General features: G+C 69.8%; 20 protein-coding genes. 14 read left to right on the top strand and 6 right to left on the bottom strand.

The features are described 5' to 3' along the window. Nucleotides 1-45: 45 nt before the first annotated feature. Nucleotides 46-1,410, top strand: coding sequence for a glutamine synthetase family protein (locus FHS44_RS39685; RefSeq protein WP_184725708.1), 1,365 nt, complete (start codon nucleotides 46-48; stop codon nucleotides 1,408-1,410). 77 nt (nucleotides 1,411-1,487) lie between these two features. On the opposite strand, the gene FHS44_RS39680 is transcribed toward FHS44_RS39685, so the two are convergent. Beyond that, complete coding sequence (locus tag FHS44_RS39680) at nucleotides 1,488-1,688, bottom strand: ferredoxin (protein WP_184725707.1); 201 nt, start codon at nucleotides 1,686-1,688, stop codon at nucleotides 1,488-1,490. Between the two features lie 119 nt (nucleotides 1,689-1,807). Between FHS44_RS39680 and FHS44_RS39675 the strand changes: the two genes are divergently transcribed. The 4 genes from FHS44_RS39675 (at nucleotide 1,808) to FHS44_RS39660 (ending at nucleotide 5,873) form a co-directional block, all read left to right on the top strand. Next, on the top strand, nucleotides 1,808-2,428 hold the full coding sequence (locus FHS44_RS39675; protein ID WP_184725705.1) for a TetR/AcrR family transcriptional regulator: 621 nt from the start codon (nucleotides 1,808-1,810) through the stop codon (nucleotides 2,426-2,428). A 124-nt stretch (nucleotides 2,429-2,552) separates the two neighbouring features. Then, nucleotides 2,553-3,869 (top strand): YncE family protein, encoded by a 1,317-nt coding sequence (locus FHS44_RS39670; protein WP_184725704.1) that lies wholly within the window; start codon nucleotides 2,553-2,555, stop codon nucleotides 3,867-3,869. A 326-nt stretch (nucleotides 3,870-4,195) separates the two neighbouring features. Then, nucleotides 4,196-4,786 (top strand): polysaccharide deacetylase family protein, encoded by a 591-nt coding sequence (locus FHS44_RS39665; RefSeq protein ID WP_221461847.1) that lies wholly within the window; start codon nucleotides 4,196-4,198, stop codon nucleotides 4,784-4,786. Nucleotides 4,787-5,729: 943 nt separating this feature from the next. Continuing rightward, nucleotides 5,730-5,873 (top strand): hypothetical protein, encoded by a 144-nt coding sequence (locus tag FHS44_RS39660; protein ID WP_184725703.1) that lies wholly within the window; start codon nucleotides 5,730-5,732, stop codon nucleotides 5,871-5,873. Nucleotides 5,874-6,080: 207 nt separating this feature from the next. Here FHS44_RS39660 and FHS44_RS39655 read toward each other — a convergent pair whose 3' ends face one another. Next, nucleotides 6,081-6,887: an SAM-dependent methyltransferase gene (locus FHS44_RS39655; protein ID WP_184725702.1), complete on the bottom strand. Its 807-nt coding sequence runs from the start codon at nucleotides 6,885-6,887 to the stop codon at nucleotides 6,081-6,083. Nucleotides 6,888-7,096: 209 nt separating this feature from the next. Between FHS44_RS39655 and FHS44_RS39650 the strand changes: the two genes are divergently transcribed. Further along, on the top strand, nucleotides 7,097-8,005 hold the full coding sequence (locus tag FHS44_RS39650; protein WP_376771662.1) for a Sco1979 family transcriptional regulator: 909 nt from the start codon (nucleotides 7,097-7,099) through the stop codon (nucleotides 8,003-8,005). A 6-nt stretch (nucleotides 8,006-8,011) separates the two neighbouring features. Here FHS44_RS39650 and FHS44_RS39645 read toward each other — a convergent pair whose 3' ends face one another. Further along, the gene (locus tag FHS44_RS39645; protein ID WP_312864013.1) at nucleotides 8,012-8,830 is read right to left on the bottom strand and encodes an SAM-dependent methyltransferase; all 819 of its coding nucleotides are present in this window, start codon (nucleotides 8,828-8,830) and stop codon (nucleotides 8,012-8,014) included. A gap of 361 nt (nucleotides 8,831-9,191) precedes the next feature. On the opposite strand from FHS44_RS39645, the gene FHS44_RS39640 reads away from it, so the two are divergent. From FHS44_RS39640 to FHS44_RS39610, 7 genes are all read left to right on the top strand, one after another. After that, nucleotides 9,192-10,052, top strand: coding sequence for a MurR/RpiR family transcriptional regulator (locus FHS44_RS39640; protein ID WP_184725701.1), 861 nt, complete (start codon nucleotides 9,192-9,194; stop codon nucleotides 10,050-10,052). Between the two features lie 90 nt (nucleotides 10,053-10,142). Next, a complete protein-coding gene (gene hutU / locus FHS44_RS39635) occupies nucleotides 10,143-11,813 on the top strand; it encodes a urocanate hydratase (RefSeq protein WP_184725700.1) in 1,671 nt (556 codons plus the stop codon). Nucleotides 11,814-11,860: 47 nt separating this feature from the next. After that, a complete protein-coding gene (locus FHS44_RS39630) occupies nucleotides 11,861-13,018 on the top strand; it encodes an allantoate amidohydrolase (RefSeq protein ID WP_184725726.1) in 1,158 nt (385 codons plus the stop codon). Further along, nucleotides 13,015-14,430 carry a formimidoylglutamate deiminase gene (locus FHS44_RS39625; protein WP_184725699.1) on the top strand — a complete coding sequence of 472 codons (1,416 nt, stop codon included), beginning with the start codon at nucleotides 13,015-13,017 and terminating at the stop codon, nucleotides 14,428-14,430. Before FHS44_RS39630 ends, FHS44_RS39625 begins: the two co-directional genes overlap by 4 nt. Before the next feature lie 118 nt (nucleotides 14,431-14,548). Continuing rightward, on the top strand, nucleotides 14,549-15,709 hold the full coding sequence (gene hutI / locus FHS44_RS39620) for an imidazolonepropionase (protein WP_184725697.1): 1,161 nt from the start codon (nucleotides 14,549-14,551) through the stop codon (nucleotides 15,707-15,709). Between the two features lie 145 nt (nucleotides 15,710-15,854). Next, nucleotides 15,855-16,817, top strand: a complete 963-nt coding sequence (locus tag FHS44_RS39615) for a sigma-70 family RNA polymerase sigma factor (RefSeq protein WP_184725695.1) — start codon at nucleotides 15,855-15,857, stop codon at nucleotides 16,815-16,817. Between the two features lie 96 nt (nucleotides 16,818-16,913). Continuing rightward, on the top strand, nucleotides 16,914-17,324 hold the full coding sequence (locus FHS44_RS39610; protein WP_184725693.1) for an SgcJ/EcaC family oxidoreductase: 411 nt from the start codon (nucleotides 16,914-16,916) through the stop codon (nucleotides 17,322-17,324). 125 nt (nucleotides 17,325-17,449) lie between these two features. On the opposite strand, the gene FHS44_RS39605 is transcribed toward FHS44_RS39610, so the two are convergent. Next, on the bottom strand, nucleotides 17,450-17,731 hold the full coding sequence (locus tag FHS44_RS39605) for a hypothetical protein (protein ID WP_184725684.1): 282 nt from the start codon (nucleotides 17,729-17,731) through the stop codon (nucleotides 17,450-17,452). Between the two features lie 394 nt (nucleotides 17,732-18,125). On the opposite strand from FHS44_RS39605, the gene FHS44_RS39600 reads away from it, so the two are divergent. Beyond that, on the top strand, nucleotides 18,126-18,767 hold the full coding sequence (locus FHS44_RS39600; RefSeq protein WP_221461845.1) for a pyridoxamine 5'-phosphate oxidase family protein: 642 nt from the start codon (nucleotides 18,126-18,128) through the stop codon (nucleotides 18,765-18,767). Here the strand turns inward: FHS44_RS39600 and FHS44_RS39595 are convergent. Beyond that, nucleotides 18,758-19,273 (bottom strand): GNAT family N-acetyltransferase, encoded by a 516-nt coding sequence (locus FHS44_RS39595; protein WP_184725682.1) that lies wholly within the window; start codon nucleotides 19,271-19,273, stop codon nucleotides 18,758-18,760. The genes FHS44_RS39600 and FHS44_RS39595 overlap by 10 nt on opposite strands. Before the next feature lie 566 nt (nucleotides 19,274-19,839). Beyond that, complete coding sequence (locus tag FHS44_RS42180) at nucleotides 19,840-19,965, bottom strand: hypothetical protein (protein WP_281401735.1); 126 nt, start codon at nucleotides 19,963-19,965, stop codon at nucleotides 19,840-19,842. Between the last annotated feature and the right edge of the window lie 50 nt (nucleotides 19,966-20,015).

Below are 20,015 nucleotides of genomic sequence, written 5' to 3'. Positions count from 1 at the left end.
GTTTTGCATCCAAATGAAGTGTCGGGACCTATCAAGGGGGACGCAGTGAGCGCGGAGTCCGCGGAACGGACGGTCGAGCGCCTGGATGGGCAGGGCATCGACATCGTCCGGGTCGGATACCCCGACCTGATCGGCACCGAGCGCGGCAAGGACGTCCTGCTGGAACGGCTGCCCGAGGTCGTCCACAGCGGCGTCGCCTTCTGCCAGGCCGTCTACTACACCTCTCCCCAGGGGGACACCGTCCCCGTCCCCGGAGGCCTGGACCGTGGCCTGCCCGACGTCTCGATCCGTCCCGACCTGTCCACCCTGGTCGAGCTGCCCTGGGAGCCCGGTGTCGCCCACGTCCTCGGCGACGCCTGCGACCCGGCCACCGGCCGTCCCTTCCTTGAGTCTCCCCGCCAGGTGCTGCGCGCGGCCGTCGCCCGCCTGGCCGACCTCGGCCTGACCGCCCTGGCCGGTCCCGAGCTTGAGTACTACCTGCTCGAACCCGACCCCACGCCCGGTTCGTCCTCCGGGTGGCGGCGCTACGACGACGCCCTCGGCAACGTCTACGTCACCGGGCGCAAGGGCGACCGCCTGTCCCACGTCCTGCGCACGCTGCGCACCCTGCGCAAGCTCGACATCGGCGTCACCATGGGCAACCACGAGTTCTCCGGCGGCCAGTTCGAGATCAACCTCCACCACTCGGAGGCTCTCGACGCCGCCGACCGCGCCTTCCGCTTCAAGGGCGCCATCAAGGAGCTCGCCCGGCACGACGGCCTGATGGCGACCTTCATGGCCAAGCCCTTCGACGACGAGGGCGGCTCCGGCTTCCACGTCCACCTGTCCTGCACGGACGCCGAGGGCCGCAACGTCTTCGCCGCCGACCCCGGTGACGAGGGCGCCGAGCACGGCCTGTCGGCCACCGCGCTGCACGCCATCGGCGGCGTGCTCGCCCACGCCCCGGCCCTCGCGGCGCTGCTCAACCCCACGATCAACTCCTACAAGCGCTTCGGCCCCGACACCCTGGCGCCCTGGCTCAACGACTGGGGCCTGGACAACCGCAGCGCCATGCTGCGCATCCCGCCGGAGCGCGGCGCGGGCAGCAGGATCGAGGTACGGCTCGGCGACGCCTCGGCCAACCCCTACCTGGGCATCGCGGGGCTGCTGGGCGCGGTCTACCTCGGCATCCGCGACAAGATCAAGCCTCCGGCCCCGCTTGAGGGGTACGGCTACGACGCCGCCAAGGCGCCGGTGCTGCCGATGACGCTGCCCGCCGCGCTGGACGCCTTCGAGGCCGACGGGGAGTTGATCGAGGTGCTGGGCAAGGAGTTCGCCGCGGCGTACCTGGTCTACAAGCGTGACGAGGTGCAGCGTTTCTCCAGGACCGTCACCGACTGGGAGTTCCGCGAGTACGCGTACCACCTCTGAGGGTCACCTCTGACGGTCTTCCCGTCCCGGCCGGGCTTTCGCGGGTCAACGGCCGGGACGGGGAGTCGGGCGGCCTGTCAGTCGTCGAGGAGCACCGAGATGGCTCCCGAGGGACACAACCGCTCGGCTCGCTGTACGGCTGCCCGCTGCCCGGCCGGTGGTTCGGCGTCGAGGAGGACGACCGTGCCGTCCTCCTCGCTTTGGTCGAACACCTCTGGAACCGTGAGCGCGCACATACCCGCGCCTACGCACCGTTGCGTGTCGGTGTGGACCTTCATGTTGCCCTCCAGTGTGTGTGGCCCGTGCGGTGGCTGTGGGAGGTTCACACCCATAAAAGTACACGTGATGTAAGTTTGCAATAAGTGCATAACATAATTCCATGCACTAAGCTTCCTCCATGGGTGAGATCCCCGGGCTGCGCGAACGCAAGAAACTCCGTACCAGACATGCTCTGATCGCCGGGGCTCTACGCCTCTTCCTGGAGAAGGGCTACGAGCAGACGACCGTCTCCGAGATCGCCATGGCCGCCGACGTCTCGACGAGGACGTTCTTCAGCTACTTCGCGAGCAAGGAGGAGGTGGTCCTGTGCAACGCCAGGGAGAGCCTCGACCACATCCTGCGGACGTTCGCCGAACGTCTCCCGGGTGAGAGCCCCGCCGACCTGCTGTCCCGTGCCGTGGAAATGATCTTCGAGGCGCTGGCCGACGACGAGAGAGGCTGGGAGATCGCGGAGGTCAACCGCCTGGTCATGACCGTCCCCTCCCTCAGAGCCCAGGCGCTGCTGCTGATGTTCGACGCCCAGCACCGGATGGTCGACGCCCTGCAACGGGCCTTCCCCGGCGAACTCGACGCCATCGAGGCCGCCGCCGCCGTCGGCTCGGTGATCGGGGCCGCCAAGCTCGGCATCTCCGTCGGCCTGAAGCAGGGCGGCCCCTCCCAGGAGGTGATCGGGGGATGCAGGCGGGCCGTCGGCCTCGCCCTGGCCGGGCTGCGCGCCGTGGCCCCCTTCGAGAGCTGACATGTCGTGATCCGTGGGCCGTCCGCCGGGAAAAGGCGGGCCACCGATGACCACGGCATGACCGTTTCCTGACCGGCCTGTTCCTAGCGTCTTCCCTAGCCGATCAGGAGAGGGCGGGGCGGTCATGAGACGGCTGGAAGACGGACGAGGACGGCTCCGTGGGGGTGTCGCCCTGGTCGTCGCGCTCGTGTGCGCGTCGGCCTGCGGCAGCGGCCCCGCCGTACCGGCCGGTGTCTCTCGTCAAGAGGTCCCGGTGAATGCCTCTCCGGAGAGGCTTGACGTCTACGCCCACGACCGGCCGGGGATGCTCAGCCCGGCCGTGGCGGGCTTCCCCTCGCGGGTCTACGTGCCCAACAGCGAGAGCGACACCGTCAGCGTGATCGACCCCCGGACCTACCGGGTGATCCGTCAGTTCCCCGTCCACGGACGGCCACAGCACGTCGTGCCCTCGTGGGACCTCAAGACGCTGTGGGTCAACAACAACGACGGCAACACGCTCACCCCGATCGACCCGAGGACCGGCAGGCCGGGCAGGCCCGTACCCGTTGACGACCCCTACAACCTGTACTTCACCCCGGACGGCCGTACCGCCCTGGTGATGGCCGAGCGCAACAACCGCCTCGACTTCCGCGACCCGCACACCATGCGGCTGCGGCGCTCGCTGTCCATGCCCTGCCGGGGGATCAACCACGGCGACTTCACCGCCGACGAGACCGTCTTCCTGGCGAGCTGCGAGTTCTCCGGCCAACTGGTCGCCGTGGACACGGCCGCCAGAAAGATCCGCGCCGTCGTGGACCTGGCCCATCTGAGAACACCCCGCACGGAGAAGGCCCGGCACGCCGTACCGCACGAACACGCACAGACCGGAGACGCACAGACCGGGGAGCACACACGGACCGGGGAGGGCGCGGCGGCTCGTGGGCGTGTGGCGGCCGAGGGGCACGGGATGGCCGACGCGCACGGGATGGCCGGGGGGCGGGCCAGTATGCCGCAGGACGTCAAGCTGTCCCCCGACGGCACCACCTTCTACGTCGCCGACATGGCCAGGAACGGGGTGTGGCTCGTCGGCGCGAAGGACTTCCGGGTGAAGCGCTTCGTCAGGACCGGGGCGGGCGCCCACGGGCTCTACGTCAGCCGTGACTCGCGGCTGCTGTACGTGTCCAACCGGGGTGAGGGGTCGGTCTCCGTCGTCTCCTTCGCCCGCCGCAGGCCGATCGCGACCTGGCGCATCCCCGGCGGTGGCTCACCGGACATGGGCGGCCTGTCCGCCGACGGCCGCCGCCTGTGGCTGTCCGGCAGGTACGACGGCGTCGTCTACGTCTTCGACACCCGTTCGGGCCGTCTCATCCGCAAGATCCCCGTCGGCGCCGGACCCCACGGTCTGGCCGTCTACCCCCAGCCCGGACGGTACTCGCTCGGCCACACCGGGATCTTCCGGTGAACGGCGCGATCGGACGGCGCCTCGTCCTGCGCCTCGGCCTCGCCGCCACCCTCGGTGGCACACTCTCCTGCTCCCCGGACCAGGAGCGACCGGCGGCACCCCCGAAGGCCCTCCCGGAGCCACCCCCAGCAGAAACCCTAAGAAAAGCCTCAAACCCCCACGAAGCCATACCCCCCACCCCCCGCGGAGCCGTACCCCCGGCCCCGCGCGACGCCTCGGACCTCCACAAAGCCGCACCCCCCGCCCCTCGTGACGCCTCGGACGCACGGAAGGCCGCGACCCCCGAAGCCCGGCCAGGAGGCGGCCACCGGAACCTGGCCCGTGAGGTGCGCAACGGTCCCCGGGACCGCCCGAAGGTCGCGCTGACCTTCCACGGTGACGGACCCGTCGAGTTGGCCGAGCGCGTCCTGTCCGAGGCGGAACGGCATGGCGCCCACCTGACGGTCCTGGCCGTCGGCGACTGGCTCGACCGGCACCCCCGGATGGCCCGTCGCGTCCTGGCCGGTGGCCACGACCTGGGCAACCACACCGAGCACGACCTGGACATCTGCGCCCTTGAGGAGCGCGCGGCCCACGCCGAGATCGCCCGGTGCGCGGCCAGGCTGCGCCGTCTCACCGGGTCGATCGGCTCGTGCTTCAGACCGTCGGGGACCCGCCACGCCACGCCCCTGGTCCGCGAACTGGCCGCCCGCGTGGGCTACCGGACCTGCCTGTCCTACGACGTGGACTCCGGTGACCACGCCGACCCCGGCCCCACGACCGTCACGGCCAACGTCCTGGACACCGTACGGCCCGGCTCGATCGTCAGACTCCACCTGGGCCGCCCCGGCACGGCCGAGGCGATCCCCCACATCCTCACCGGCCTGACCCGCCGCCGCCTCCACCCGGTGACCGTCACCGACCTCCTCGGCGGCTGAGAATTCAGGTCTGCGGGCGAGGGCGCCGTACCGGGGTCGAGGAGTTCGTTGATGTCGCCTCGGAAGCTGGTGCGCGAGTACGAGTGCCAGCCGCTCAGGCCTGGTGTCGGACGCGAGAGCCCAGGGCGGTTGTCAGTCGTACTGAGGCTCTACCGTTTCCGACGTCATATTGCTCATCCGGATTCCCCTCCCGATGAAGGCATGATTATGGCGCACAGCGCTTTTTGCGGGTCTTTGGGGCGTCCTTTTTTCTCGTCGCTCCGGCGAAAGGCAAGGCTAAGGTCCCGCTGTCACTGTCGCGAGCTCATAGCCGAGGGTTTCGAGAGACGCTCCATCAGTCTTGTTGTGGTGCACGGCTCAAAGAAGCGGCGAAGGACCTTGCGCCGCTCAGCGGCAGGGCATTCCGAATGGACGGCGTCTGGTCATCTGCGACTTCGGAATAGGCACTGGATTTCAACGCTGCAGACTTCGGGAACGTCGCCAAGGGTTACCACAGCGGTTACAACACAGTCGATGGTGAGCAGAGAAGCCTGTATACGCCGCAGACCCGAGTTGCTGAGAACCTCGGCGGCAGCGTTTTGCACAGTTGAACCCTTACCGAGCTGAAGCCGTCATGTAGTCAGGGCGATTCTTCGGTCATCGCCATATGGTGCTTCACGTCTCCATCTCCCCGTCTGCCGTATCAATCAGACGGGGAGATCCGAAGTTGGGAAGAGTCATGTCAGTGCGTATCGTCACCGTAATCGTGCTCGGCGTCAGCCTTCTTACGGGATGCAGTGGTGCCGGAACGGCTCCGAAAGAGGCTTCAACGACCCCCGCACAGCAGAATGAGACACGGACAGCGGCGGCCACGAGTACGCGAGGCACGAATTGTGTTCCCTCGGTGACCTCGGGGAACGCGCGCACACGGGCGGATCTCATCGGGCGCTCTTCAAGCGATGTGATGTCCGCTGAGGCGGCTGCCGGGCACGAGGTCCGCGTCCTGGGTGAGGACGGCAAGTGCGCCGACGGCACGGACGACTACCGCAACGAGCGGATCAACATCGTGATCGAGGACGGGAAAGTCATCTGGGCGAGCATGTACTGAGCTTTCCATCCCGGAGCCGCAGGCCACGGGCGTGGTGCGGCGTGCGCCACCCGGTCGGCGGAGGCGGTCCTGGGGAGAAGCTGTCGATCAAGATCAATCTCCGTGTCATGCATCCCGCACGGACTCCGCTGCCGCCCCTTCGCGCAGGTCAACGCGTCAAAGCGATCCCCACGCTCCAACTCCACGGAACGAGACGTCGGGGACGCGTCAGGGTTTGCGGGCGAGGGCGCCGTACTGGGAGATCTGGACAGGGGATTCGAGGAGGTCGGGGCGCCAGAGGGAGCAGGAGACGAGGCCGGGGTCGAGGAGGTCGAGGCCGTCGAAGAAGTGGGTGATCTCTTCGCCGGTGCGGGCGGTGATCGGGGGTGTGGCGTGCTCGTTCCAGAACCGCATCGCCTCGACGTTCGCCTCCCCGCCGAGTTCCAGGGTCGGGTGGGTGAGGGCCAGATAGCTGCCCGAGGGCACCGCGTCCATCAGCCCGCGCACGATGGACAGCGCCTCCTCGGTGTCGAGGACGAAGTTCAGGATGCCCAGCAGCATGACCGCGACGGGCCTGGTGAGGTCCAGGGTCCTGGCGGCCTCGCGCAGGATCGTCGCGGTGTCGCGGGCGTCGGCGTCGACGTAGTCGGTCGCGCCCTCGGGTGTGCTCGTCAGCAGGGCGCGGGCGTGCACCAGCACGAGGGGGTCGTTGTCCACGTAGACGATCCGCGACTCGGGGGCGAGGCGCTGGGCGACCTCGTGGGTGTTGTCCACGGTCGGCAGGCCGGTGCCGACGTCGAGGAACTGCCGGACGCCCGCCTCGCCCGCGAGGTGGCCGACCACGCGGCCGAGGAAGGCGCGGTCGGCGCGGGCGACGTGGACGATGTTCGGGAACATGCCGAAGACCCGCTCGCCGACCTCGCGGTCAGCCGGGTAGTGGTCCTTACCGCCGAGCCAGTAGTTCCAGACCCTGGCATTGTGCGCGACCCCCGGATTCAGCCTGGCCGCCTCGGGGGAACCCGACCTGTCGTCCACGCGTTCTCCTTGCTCCTGGGCGGTACGGCTCGCCTCGCGGCACCGCCTGAGGGTACGGTGACGCCTTCGGCATGATCACTGGGAATGATAGTGACAGGGTTCATCCCCCTGTGCGTGGCCTGTCCGGCATGCAAAGCTTGGACCCGGCCGTACGCCAGTGGTCTGCTGTGTCGGTTTGCCGCAGTCGGTTTGCTGCATAGGGAGCGAGCGTGCGCACTGTTCGGACGACCGTGACCCCGTTCGAGGAGAACCTCACGTCGGATTACCGGCGGACGGGACCAACGGTGGCGCGGATGCTGGTCGGCGCACAACTGCGCCGACTGCGCGAGGCCAGGGGTGTCACCCGCGAGGAGGCGGGCGACGCCATCCGGGCCTCACACTCCAAGATCAGTAGGTTGGAGCTCGGCCGTACCAGCTTCAAACGGCGCGATGTGGCCGACCTTCTCACCCTGTACGGCGTGGCCGACGAGGCCGAGCGGGCGACCCTGCTCTCGCTGGCCGAGCAGGCGAACGTGCCGGGGTGGTGGCAGAAGTACCACGACGTGGTGCCCGACTGGTTCGACGCCTTCCTCGGCCTCGAACAGGCCGCGTGCGTCATCCGCAGCTACGAGGTCCAGTTCGTCCCCGGCCTGTTGCAGACCGAGAGCTACGCGCGGGCCGTCGTCCAGCTCGGCCGTCGCGACGTCAGCCCTCCCGAGGTCGAGCGGCGGGTCGCCCTGCGGATGCGGCGTCAGGAGCTGCTGTACCGGAGGAACCCGCCGAAGCTGTGGATGGTGATCGACGAGGCCGCGCTGCGCCGTCTCATCGGCGGCGCCGTGACGATGCGCGCCCAGATCGAGCACCTCATCCGTCTCACCGAGCTGCCCCACGTCACCCTGCAGATCATGCCGTTCTGCGCCGGGGGACACGCCTGCGCGGCGGGACCGATCACGATCCTGCGCTTCCCCGAGGGCGAGCTGCCCGACGTGGTCTATCTAGAGCAGCTCGCCGGGGCTCTCTACCTGGACAAGCCCTCGGAGACCGAGAAGTACTGGCACGTCATGAACCGCCTGGACATCGACGCCGAACGGCCGGACGCGGCACCGGTGATCCTCCAGCGCATCCTCAAGGACCTCTGAGGCCGGTCACTCCTTGCGGCCGACGCCGCCGACGACCCAGATCGCGTCGGGGCGGTGGGTCAGCTCCCCCTCGGGGCGCCACTCCGGGATGTAGACCACCCCGGGCTCGACCAGGTCGAGGCCGTCGAAGTAGCGCTCGACCTCGGCCTTGCTGCGCAGGCCGTTCCTGTGGGGGCCGCTGACGGCGCCCTCGCTCTGGTAGAAGGCGGCGAGCTTGGCGGTGGCCTCGGGGCGCAGGTCGGCGACCGGGTGCGAGATGGCCAGGTAGCTTCCGGGCGGGATCGCCTTGCGGAGGTGGTCGATGATCTGCGTGACCTGGGAGTCGTCCTGGATGTCCTGGAGTACGCCGAAGAGCAGGATCGCCACCGGCTCGTCAGTGTTGATCATCTTGGTGAGGCCGGGGTGGGAGAGCAGCGCCCCGGGGTCGCGCAGGTCGGCCTCGACGACCACGGTCAGCCGGTCGTCCTGGAGCAGCGCCTGGCCGTGGACCACGACCATCGGGTCGTTGTCGACGTAGACGACCCGCGCCTCGGGGGCGACCGCGTGGGCGATCTCGTGGACGTTGCCCTGGGTCGGCAGGCCGCAGCCGACGTCGACGAACTGCCGGATCCCGGCCTCCTGGGCGAGGAAGCGTACGGCCCTGCCGAGGAAGCGGCGTCCCTCACGCCAGAGCACGGGAAGTTCGGGGGTGATGGCCATCGCCGCCTCGGCCGCCTCCCGGTCGGCGGCGAAGTTGTCCTTGCCGCCGAGGAAGTAGTCGGCGACCCGCCCCATGTTGGGGGTCGTGGTGTCGAGCCTCGGCCGCTCCGGCTTCGACGATGCCACCGTGTTCTCCGTCCAGCAGATCCATTTTCTGCGGAGGTTATCCGCTTTTCTTATGCCCCGGGGACATATTCCGGCAACCGGTAGCCCCAGCCTGGCGGTTCATGACGCTTTTCGCGCGGGTCATGTCCACTTCCGCGCATGATCATGCGTTGTGGGCTTGGGCCTGGCACGGAAGGCGGGCAAACGACGGTCACGGCCACTGCGAGGCCGGGGCGGGTGGAGGAACGCGCGATGACCGAATAGGCCATTAGGGCGCCGCCACCGTTCTGCATGTAGCCATGCAGGCGGCATGATGAATGAATATATTCCATGCTCGCACCGCCCGAGCACAGAGCCCCGAGCCCCCCGTTCGAGGAGAAGCATGAACCACGACGACGCCGGACCCCGCCTGCTGCGCCTGTTCGAGGGGCACCGGCTGACCCCCGCGCAGCGCAGGATCGCGCACTGCCTGGTGCAGCACGCGGGGGAGGCGGCCTTCCTGTCCAGCGTCGAGGTCGCCGAGCTGGCCGGGGTCAGCCAGCCGTCGGTGACGCGCTTCGCGATGGCGCTCGGGTTCGACGGCTATCCCGCGCTGCGCAGGCAACTGCGCGAGTTCGGCTCTCCCGAGACGGTCGTCCAGGACAACGACGAGAGCGACGAGGAGGAGGCGCCGAACGAGTTGCAGCGCGCCGTACTGGCCGAGATCGCTCACCTGCGGCGGCTGGCCGGGGCGCTGGGCGATCCGAAGCCGGTCGTCGCCGCGGCGCGGTTGCTCTCCGTCTCCCGGCCGCTGCCGGTGCTGGGGCTGCGGGCCGCCGCCGCGCAGGCCGCGGGGTTCTCCTACTTCGCGGCCAAGGTCCACCCGGACGTGCGGCTGCTCGACGAGGGCGGGTCCATGCTGGCCGAGCGGATCGAGCGCGCCGCCGCCGCGGGGGCCAGCGCGCTGCTGTGCTTCGCGCTGCCGCGCTATCCGGCGGAGCTGACCGAGGCGCTCGGCGTCGCCAGGGACGCGGGGCTGAGCGTGGTGACGGTCGCCGACAGCGCCTTCGCGCCCGCGGCGGCGCTGTCGGACGTGGTGCTCGCCGCCGAGGTCGGCACGAGCCTGGTCTTCGACACCGCCTGCGGCCCCATGATGCTCGGCCGCGTCCTGCTTGAGGCCATGTGCGACGAGATCCCCGGGGCCGAGGGACGGCTTGAGGCGTTCGAGGTGTCGGCCGCTGCCAGGGAGATCTTCACGGACTAGCCTGTTGACTGAAACTATTCACACGGGATACAAGTGAATACATCTATTTGAACATGTCGGCTGACGACCGACGTGCTGGAGGGCGGAAGCGTGGCTGAGCAGAACGGTCGAGGTCCGATCAGGGCCCCGCGCGGGACGGAGCTGAACACGCGCGGCTGGCAGCAGGAGGCCGCGCTACGGATGCTCATGAACAACCTCGACCCCGAGGTGGCCGAGCATCCCGACAAGCTCGTCGTGTACGGCGGGACCGGCAAGGCAGCGCGTGACTGGCGCTCCTACGACGCCATCACCCGCACCCTGGCCACGCTGAAGGGCGACGAGACCCTCCTCGTGCAGTCGGGCCGTCCCGTCGGGGTCATGACGACCCACGAGTGGGCGCCGCGCGTCCTGATCGCCAACTCCAACCTGGTCGGCGACTGGGCGACCTGGCCCGAGTTCCGCCGTCTTGAGCAGCTCGGCCTGACCATGTACGGGCAGATGACCGCCGGTTCGTGGATCTACATCGGCACCCAGGGCATCCTCCAGGGCACCTACGAGACCTTCAGCGCCGTCGCCGCCAAGCGGTTCGGTGGCTCCCTCGCCGGGACGATCACCCTCACCGCCGGACTCGGCGGCATGGGCGGCGCCCAGCCCCTCGCCGTCACCATGAACGGCGGCGTCGCCATCTGCATCGACTGCGACCCGCGCAGCATCGACCGGCGCATCGAGCACCGCTACCTCGACGTCAAGGCCGCCGACCTCGACGAGGCCCTTCGCCTGGCCTACGAGGCACGCGACGCCCGCCGTCCGCTGTCCATCGGTGTCGAGGCCAACGCCGCGCAGGCCGTACCCGACCTGCTCGCCAGGGGCGCCGAGATCGACGTCGTCACCGACCAGACCTCCGCGCACGACCCGTTGGCCTACCTGCCGATCGGCGTCGCCTTCGAGGACATGGCCGCCGAGGCCGCCAAGGACCCCGAGGGGTTCACCCAGCGCGCCCGCGAGTCCATGGCCAGGCACGTCGAGGCGATGGTCGGCTTCCAGGACGCCGGGGCCGAGGTCTTCGACTACGGCAACTCCATCCGTGGCGAGGCCCAGCTCGCCGGTTACACGCGGGCCTTCGACTTCCCCGGCTTCGTGCCCGCCTACATCAGGCCGCTGTTCTGCGAGGGCAAGGGCCCCTTCCGCTGGGCCGCGCTGTCCGGCGACCCCGCCGACATCGCCAGGACCGACCGGGCCATCCTCGACCTGTTCCCCGAGAACGAGTCCCTCGCCCGCTGGATCAAGCTGGCCGGGGAGCGCGTCCACTTCCAGGGCCTGCCCGCGCGCATCTGCTGGCTGGGGTACGGCGAGCGCGACCGGGCCGGTGAGCGCTTCAACGACATGGTGGCCTCCGGCGAGCTGTCCGCCCCCGTGGCGATCGGCCGCGACCACCTCGACTGCGGCTCCGTGGCCTCGCCGTACAGGGAGACCGAGGCGATGCTCGACGGGTCTGACGCCATCGCGGACTGGCCGCTGCTCAACGCCATGGTGAACGTCGCCTCCGGCGCGTCGTGGGTCTCCATCCACCACGGCGGTGGCGTCGGCATCGGCCGCTCCATCCACGCGGGTCAGGTCACGGTCGCCGACGGTACGGCACTGGCCGGGGAGAAGATCCGCCGTGTGCTGACCAACGACCCCGGCATGGGCGTCATCAGGCACGTGGACGCCGGATACGACCGGGCCAACGAGGTCGCCGAGGAGCGCGAGGTGCGCGTCCCGATGCGCGAGGGCGACGCGTGAGCGACACGTACGAGAAGGCAGGCGAGGCGGGTGACGGCTTCCGAAGCATGTGGCGGGAGCTGCTGCCCGTCGGCCGCCACGCGGGCAGCGGAGGCTACCGGCGCCACGCCTGGACCTCGGCCGACGCCGAGTGCCGCGCCTGGTTCGTCGAGCAGGCCGAGGCCAGGGGACTGAGCCACGAGATCGACCGCAACGGCAACCAGTGGGCCTGGCTGGGCGACTCCGGCGCCGGTGACGCCGTCGTCATCGGCTCCCACCTGGACTCGGTGCCCGACGGCGGCGCCTACGACGGCCCGCTCGGCGTCGTGTCCTCCTTCGCCGCCCTCGACGCGCTGCGCGAGCGGGGCGTCACGCCCTCCAAGCCGCTGGCCGTCGTCAACTTCGGCGACGAGGAGGGCGCCAGGTTCGGCGTCGCCTGCGTCGGATCACGGCTGATGGCCGGTGTCCTCGACCCGGCCCACGCCAGGGACCTGCGTGACGGCGACGGTGTACGGCTCGCGGACGCGATGGAGCGCGCGGGCCGTGACCCGGAGGCGATCGGCCGCGACGACGAGCGTTTGTCCCGCATCGGGGCCTTTGTCGAACTCCACGTCGAGCAGGGCCGCTACCTCGCGGACACGCCGCACGCCGTCGGCGTCGCCTCGGCCATCTGGCCGCACGGCCGCTGGCGGTTCGACTTCCGCGGCGAGGCCAACCACGCCGGGACCACCCGGCTCGTCGACCGCCACGACCCCATGCTCGGCTACGCGGCGGCCGTGCTGTCGGCCAGGGAGCTGGCGCGGGAGGCCGGGGCGCTGGCCACCTTCGGCAAGGTGCGCGTCGAACCCAACGGGACCAACGCCATCGCCTCCCTGGTGACGGCCTGGCTCGACTCGCGGGCCGCCGACTCCGCGACGCTGGACGCGCTGGTCAAGGCCATCGACGAGGCCGCCGAGGGGGCCGAGGTCACCCGCGAGTCCTACACGCCGGTCGTCGACTTCGACGTCCCGCTGCGGGACCGGCTGGCCCGGGTGCTCGGCGGCGTCCCGGTGCTGCCGACCGGGGCCGGGCACGACGCGGGCATCCTGGCCTCCGCCGTACCGACCGCGATGCTCTTCGTGCGCAACCCCACCGGGGTCTCGCACTCCCCGCACGAGCACGCCGAGGAGACCGACTGCCTGGCCGGGGTGACCGCCCTGGCCGACGTTCTCCAGGACCTCCTGTGAACGGAAGGTTCTGGGCAAGACACGCCTGGACGGGAGGGGCCCGAGCAGGAGCCCCCGGTCCCGGAACCCCTGGGGCTGGGGTATCCGGGTCCGGGGGTTCCGACCCCCTTGAGTCCGGCGTTCTCATCGAGGTCGCCGAGGGCCGTATCGCGTCGCTACGGGCGGGCAGCGACCCCGGCGACCCCGGTGACGCCGTCGTCCTCGACGGGCTGGTGCTGCCCGGCCTGGCCAACGCCCACTCGCACGCCTTCCACCGGGCGCTGCGCGGCGAGACCCAGGTCGGCGGCGGCACCTTCTGGACGTGGCGGGAGACGATGTACCGGGCCGCCGCCGCGCTCGATCCCGACACCTATCTCGACCTCGCCACGGCCGTCTACGCCGAGATGGCCCTGACCGGCATCACCTGCGTCGGGGAGTTCCACTACCTGCACCACGCGCCGGGCGGCACGCCGTACGCCGACCCCAACGTCATGGGCGAGGCGCTGGTCGAGGCCGCGGCGCGGGCGGGCATCCGCATCACGCTGCTCGACACCTGTTATCTGTCGTCCGGTTTCGGCGCGCCGCCGGACGCGACGCAGGCCCGTTTCAGCGACGGTACGGCCCACGCCTGGGCGGAGCGGGCCGAGGCGCTGGCCGTCGCGCTGGACAGGCACCCGCACGCCGTCGCGGGCGCCGCGGTGCACTCCGTGCGGGCCGTACCCGCCGACCAGCTCGCCGTCGTCGCCGCCTGGGCCGAGAGCAGGCACGCGCCGATCCACGCGCACCTGTCCGAGCAGCCCGCCGAGAACGAGGGCTGCGTCGAGGCGTACGGCGTCACGCCAACCAGGCTGCTGGCCGACCACGGCGTGCTCGGCCCCCGGGCGACCGCCGTACACGCCACCCACCTGACCGCCGACGACATCGCCCTGCTCGGCGGCAGCGCCACGACCGTCTGCATGTGCCCGACGACCGAACGCGACCTCGCCGACGGCATCGGACCCGCCAAGGACCTCCAGCGGGCCGGGTCACGGCTCACCCTGGGCAGCGACAGCCACGCCGTCATCGACCTGTTCGAGGAGGCGCGCGGCATGGAGCTGGACGAACGGCTGCGCACCCGCCGCAGGGGCCACTGGAGCGCGGACGAACTGCTGCGCGCCGCCACCGGCGACGGGCACGCCTCGCTCGGCTGGTCCGGGGCGGGCCGTATCGAGGTGGGCGCCGTCGCCGACCTGGTGACGGTCTCGCTCGACTCGGTCCGCACCGCCACCCCACGGCCCCGGCCCGAGACCGCCGTCTTCGCCGCCACCGCCGCCGACGTGCGCGACGTCGTGGTCGGCGGCCGCCTGGTCGTACGGCACGGCGTCCACCAGCTCGTCCCCGACGTCCCCGCCGCCCTGCGCCGTGCCATCGGCCGTCTTGGGGCGTCGTCGTGACTCCCGTAAGCCCAGGGGCCGGTCCCTGGTCCGTCCCACACCATGCCGTGGTGAGCGCCGGGACCGGTCCCTGTTCCACCTGCTCTTCCGCACGTCCTTCTGCGCGCCCGGAGGTACCGTGAGCCTGCTCGTCACCGGTCTGTCCCGTCTCGTCACCAACGATCCGTCGCTGGGACAGGGGCCGCTCGGCGTGGTCGAGAACGCCGCCATCGTCCTCGAAGGCCACACGGTCGCCTGGGTGGGTCCCGCCTCCTCGGCTCCCGAGGCCGACCAGGTCATCGACGCCGGGGGCAGGGCCGGGATTCCCGGCTTCGTGGACTCCCACGCCCACCTGGTCTTCGCCGGGGACCGCACCGCCGAGTTCGACGCCCGCATGTCGGGCATGCCGTACACGGCGGGCGGAATCCGCACGACGGTCGCGGCGACCAGGGCGGCGAGCGACGACGAGCTCTCCGCCAACGTCGCCCGGCTTGTCGATGAGGCGCTGCGCCAGGGGACCACGGTCATCGAGTGCAAGTCCGGCTACGGCCTCACCGTCGAGGACGAGGCCCGCTCGCTGCGGATCGCGGGCGAGCACACCGACGAGGTGACCTATCTCGGCGCCCACGTCGTCCCGGCCGGGACCGACCCCGACGAGTACGTGAACCTGGTCACCGGGCCGATGCTCGACAGGTGCGCGCCGTACGCCCGCTGGGTCGACGTCTTCTGCGAGCGCGGCGCCTTCGACGGCGACCAGGCGCGGGCCATCCTCGAAGCGGGCGCCAAGCGCGGGCTCACACCCCGCGTCCACGCCAACCAGCTCGGCCCCGGTCCCGGTGTACGGCTCGCCGTCGAGCTCGGCGCCGCCTCCGCCGACCACTGCACCCACCTCGACGACGCCGACGTCGACGCCCTGGCCTCGGGGAACACGGTCGCCACGCTGCTGCCCGGCGCCGAGTTCTCCACCAGGGCCGCCTATCCCGACGCCCGGCGCCTGCTGGACGCGGGGGCGACGGTCGCGCTGTCCACCGACTGCAACCCGGGGTCGAGCTTCACCACCAGCATGCCGTTCTGCGTGGCCGTCGCGGTGCGGGAGATGCGGATGACGCCGGACGAGGCCGTGTGGGCGGCGACGATGGGCGGGGCACGGGCGCTGCGCCGCACGGACGTGGGCCACCTCGCCCCCGGCGCCCGCGCCGACCTCGTCCTCCTCGACGCCCCCTCCCACGTCCACCTGGCCTACCGCCCCGGCGTCCCCCTCATCTCAGCGGTCTGGCACCACGGCGAACGCGTCGTCTGATCCTGTTCTTGTCCTGCGCGAATGCGGGAAACTTTCGCGCACCGTGCGGGAAAGTTTCCCGCACCAGGGCGGGGCTGGCCGTACCTGGCTGTGGTTGTCCGGTCCCGGTAGATTGTCACCGCAGTCACCGATTATGGGGATTGTGATGACGGGGGAAGAAGGCTTCGAGGGGCGGATTGCGCCGTTTCGGGCGGAGTTGTTGGCGTACTGCTATCGGATGCTCGGCTCGGCCCACGACGCGGAGGACCTGGTCCAGGAGACCTACCTGAGGGCGTGGCGGTCGCGGGAGAGCTACGACGAGAACCGCAGCTCACCGCGCACCTGGCTCTACCGGATCGCGACGAACGTCTGTCTGACCGCCCTTGAGGTCCGTGGCCGCCGACCGCTGCCTTCGGGGCTGGTGGCAGCGTCGGATCCGCGCGGGCCGCTCGTCCGGGGAGAGCACGCCACCTGGCTCCAGCCCCTGCCGGACTCGCTGCTGGCCACGGGCGACCCGGCCGGGACCGTGATTGACCGGGGCAGCCTGCGCCTGGCGTTCGCCTCCGCCCTGCAGCACCTGTCGGCGCGTCAGCGCGGCGCGCTGGTCCTGCGTGAGGTGCTCGGCTTCTCCGCGTCCGAGACGGCCGAGATCCTCGGCACCACCGTCGTCTCGGTGAACAGCTCCCTGCAGCGGGCGCGCACCCGCATGAAGGAGGCCGGGGTCCGGCAGGAACGGGTCAGCGAGCCGTCCACGGCCGAGCAGCGGGCCTGGGTCGAGCGCTACATGAAGGCGTTCGAACTCGCCGACGTCGAGGGCCTCAAACGGCTGCTCACCGAAGACGTGATCATGGAGATGCCGCCGATGGTCAACTGGTTCGCCGGTCGCGGCAACTACGGCCTGTTCATGGAGTGGATCTTCGCGAAGTCCGGGAAGGATTGGCTGTTCAGGGAGGTCACGGCCAACGGCGGCCAGCCGGGGTTCGCCCTCTACGAGCGTCTCGGCGACGGGTACGGCCTGCACACGCTCCAGATCTTCACGGTCACCGGGGAGGGCATCGCCAGGAACTCGGTCTTCCAGGATCCCGACGTCTTCGCGACCTTCGGTCTGGCGGCCAGACTCGACGGGTGAGATTTTCTCGCGGGGCGCGATGAGTTCCGGGCTCGCCGCCGGTATGTACTGGCGAGCTCGGAACACCCGGGCCAACCGATCACAGGGGAGAACTCGATGTCGAACAGCCGTGTGGACGACGAGGCCGCGATCCAGGCCGTGCTGGTTGACTCCTACAAGGCGTGGGAGAACGGCAACGCCGACGGCATGGTCGCCAACTACACCGAGGACGCGACCGCCATCCTGCCCGGCTCACTTCGCGACAGCCGCGACGTGATCCGTCAGAACATGGCCCGGGGCTTCGCGGGGCCGCTCAAGGGCAGCTCGACCCACAACAGGCGGCTCAGCATCCGCTTCGTCGGCAGGGACGGCGCGATCGTCATCAGCGAGTCCGCCATCCTGTTCTCCGGGGAGACCGAGGTCCCCGACGCCCGCAAGGTGAACGCGACCTGGGTCTTCGAGAAGCGGGACGGCCGGTGGCTGATCGCCGCCTACCACAACAGCCCGGTGCTGGCGCCCACGCACTGATCCACTCCGCGTGGGGAAATGGCAGAACCCCCCGGATTACCGGGGGGTTCTGGTCTCCCTGGAGGACGTGCGATTGTGGGGGTGCCGACCCTGGAGCCGGCCGGCACCCCGGCTTCTCAGCGGATTTAGTAGAAGCGGACGATCCAGCCGTGGAAGGCGCCGCCCCGGCAGTAACCCCACTGCGGAACCACCCGCACGGGCCAGCCGCCACCCGCCCGGCAGCGACCGGGCGAGATCCACTGGATGATGGCCTCACCGGCGTCGGGCGTCGGGTCATCGGTGGCGGAGGGAGTGATGATCTGGATGGGAGCCGGGTCGGCCGCTGCGCTGGCGGGCGCCGCGGCGGCCAGCGGCAGCGCGACGGCTGCTCCAGCGAGGGCCAGACCTGTGAGAAGACGACGGATCATGTTGGGTCCCTTCACGGTTTGTGATGTAGCCGTAACCGATCGTGGCGCATTCTCGGTCGGGTGAGGCTCTCCCACGCCGGGCCATTTGACTAACTGTAGGTTTCGTATCACTGGCGGTAATGCCGCGCTCCCTTGTTTTCCCGAGGGGATTTCCAGGGGCATTTCCCGTTTTGTTGCTCCAGAATGATGTGTTCGGCGAGAAAGACACGTTTTCTTGGTCGGCTGGGATGGGAAATCCGCTTATCTGTTTTCGACGGATTGATATCGCCATTTTTTGTCAGATGGCAGGGGGTATGCTGCCCCCGGTCGGTCAAGTTAGGCTTACCTAAGCACCGGGTCGCCCCAGGACGCGGCCGGGAGCGAGCACGGACCACCGCCGAGGGGGACGCCCGCCATGTCAGTCGATCAGAACACCTCGCGGATGACGCCGGTCACCAGCGAGGAGGAGCTGAGGGAGATCGTCAAGCCTCCCCCGAAGGCCATCGCGGAGAAGGCGATCGACCACATCGACCCGCAGTCGCGGCTGTTCATCGAGGCCTCCCCGTTTCTGCTGCTGGCCACGGTCGACGACAAGGGGAACGTCGACGTCTCCCCGCGCGGCGACCCTCCGGGCAGCGTGCTCGTCCTCGACGACAGGACGCTCGCCATCGCCGACCGCAGGGGCAACCGGCGCCTGGACAGCATGCGCAACATCCTCCGCAGACCGAAGGTCGCGACGCTGTTCGTCGTGCCCGGCGTGTCCGAGACCCTCCGCGTCAACGGCCACGCCGTCATCGTGCGGGACGCCCCCTTCTTCGAGCGGATGACCGTCCAGGGAAGCACCCCGCAGCTCGCGATCGTGCTCACGGTCGAGGAGCTGTTCCTGCACTGCGCCAAGGCCTTCCTGCGCTCCTCACTCTGGAATCCGCAGAGCTGGCCCGACCGCGCCACCATCCCCAGCGCGGGCCGCCTCGTCAAAAGCCAGACCGGCTCCCGCATCCCGGAATCGGTCTTCAACGCCGGCCTCAACCTCGACGCCAGGAGGAATCAGTACTGACCTTCGTCCGGGTGGGCGCGCTCCGGGACGGTGAACGAGATCCAGCGGTCGGGCGGCAGGTCGGGCACGGGCCGGGGCTCCTCCTTCCAGGCCTCCCCGGCGATCTCCGACGCGACCCGGCGCCAGAAACGCACCGCGGTCACGTTGACGTCCTGGAAGGCGACCTCCCACGCCCCCGGATACCTGGCGAGCACTTCTCGTACGGCACGCAGCCCGATGCCCGTCCTGCGCGCGCCGCGCACGACGAAGAAGCCACTCAGCACCCGGACAGGACCGCCCAGCCCACGGACGGTGGCGAGGCCGACGGGGTGCTCGCCGTACGTCACCAGGTAGGGCGCCCTGTCAGGGTCGGTGAACGCCGCGTGCAGCCGGTCACTCCTGAAGGTCCCGTCCGCGTTGGGCAGCCTTCCCTGGAACCCCGACATGTCATGACAGAACATCAACCAGAGCCGCTCCGCGACCGGCCGATCAGCCTCTCCGGCAAGCCGTACACGCACCTCTGACATGGAACCCCCAGCGTTTCCGGACACGAAAAAAGCCTCCTCACCGGACAGAAGTCCGAACCGAGGAGGCTCAACCTTTCTCAGGAAATATATCAACATTTCCCGGGTCGCTACGGGGTTGTCGCCCTGACTGTGCGGGTGACGAGGGACCGGCCGAGAGAGCGGGCAGGGCAGCCGCCAGCATCGGGTTGCGAACCCTTCAGGGTGATGAGCGACGACCAGCCCTGCATCACGGTGGCGTGTGCCTGCTGGTTGCGAACCCTTCAGGGTGATGAGCGACAGGTGCATGGATTGTCCGTCACGAAGCCGGAAATCGTGTTGCGAACCCTTCAGGGTGATGAGCGACACGAGTGCGGGTACTCCTGCCACCCGGGGCGGCTGGGGTTGCGAACCCTTCAGGGTGATGAGCGACCGAGGGTAAAGTCCCAGGTCAGGTAGGGCGAAATGCGGGTGGGGCGGACTGGTTCTGCAGTAGTCCGGCGGTAGTGCAGAGGTGCAGGTCAGAGCGTTGATCATCTTTGGGTACGGCCCGGCGCACGAACCTCTGTCCATGATGACGGGCTCATCGGTCAGAAGTCGAACCCTCCGAGCTTCGCGCCGTCCACGAAGGTGTCCCACCCGATGTCGCTGTCGTGGGTGACGGCTGTGCCGGGGTGCTGTTGGTTCAGAGTGGGGTTGGGCCGGTGGAGTCCCATCGGGTGAGGGCTGGTTGGTGGCCGAGTTGGGTGCCGGTGTGGGGGTCGAT

The organism is Streptosporangium saharense (assembly GCF_014203715.1).
Classification (GTDB): Bacteria; Actinomycetota; Actinomycetes; order Streptosporangiales; family Streptosporangiaceae; genus Streptosporangium; species Streptosporangium saharense.
Note: the sequence above shows the minus strand (reverse complement) of the source record. Positions and strands in the feature narration are given on the sequence as shown.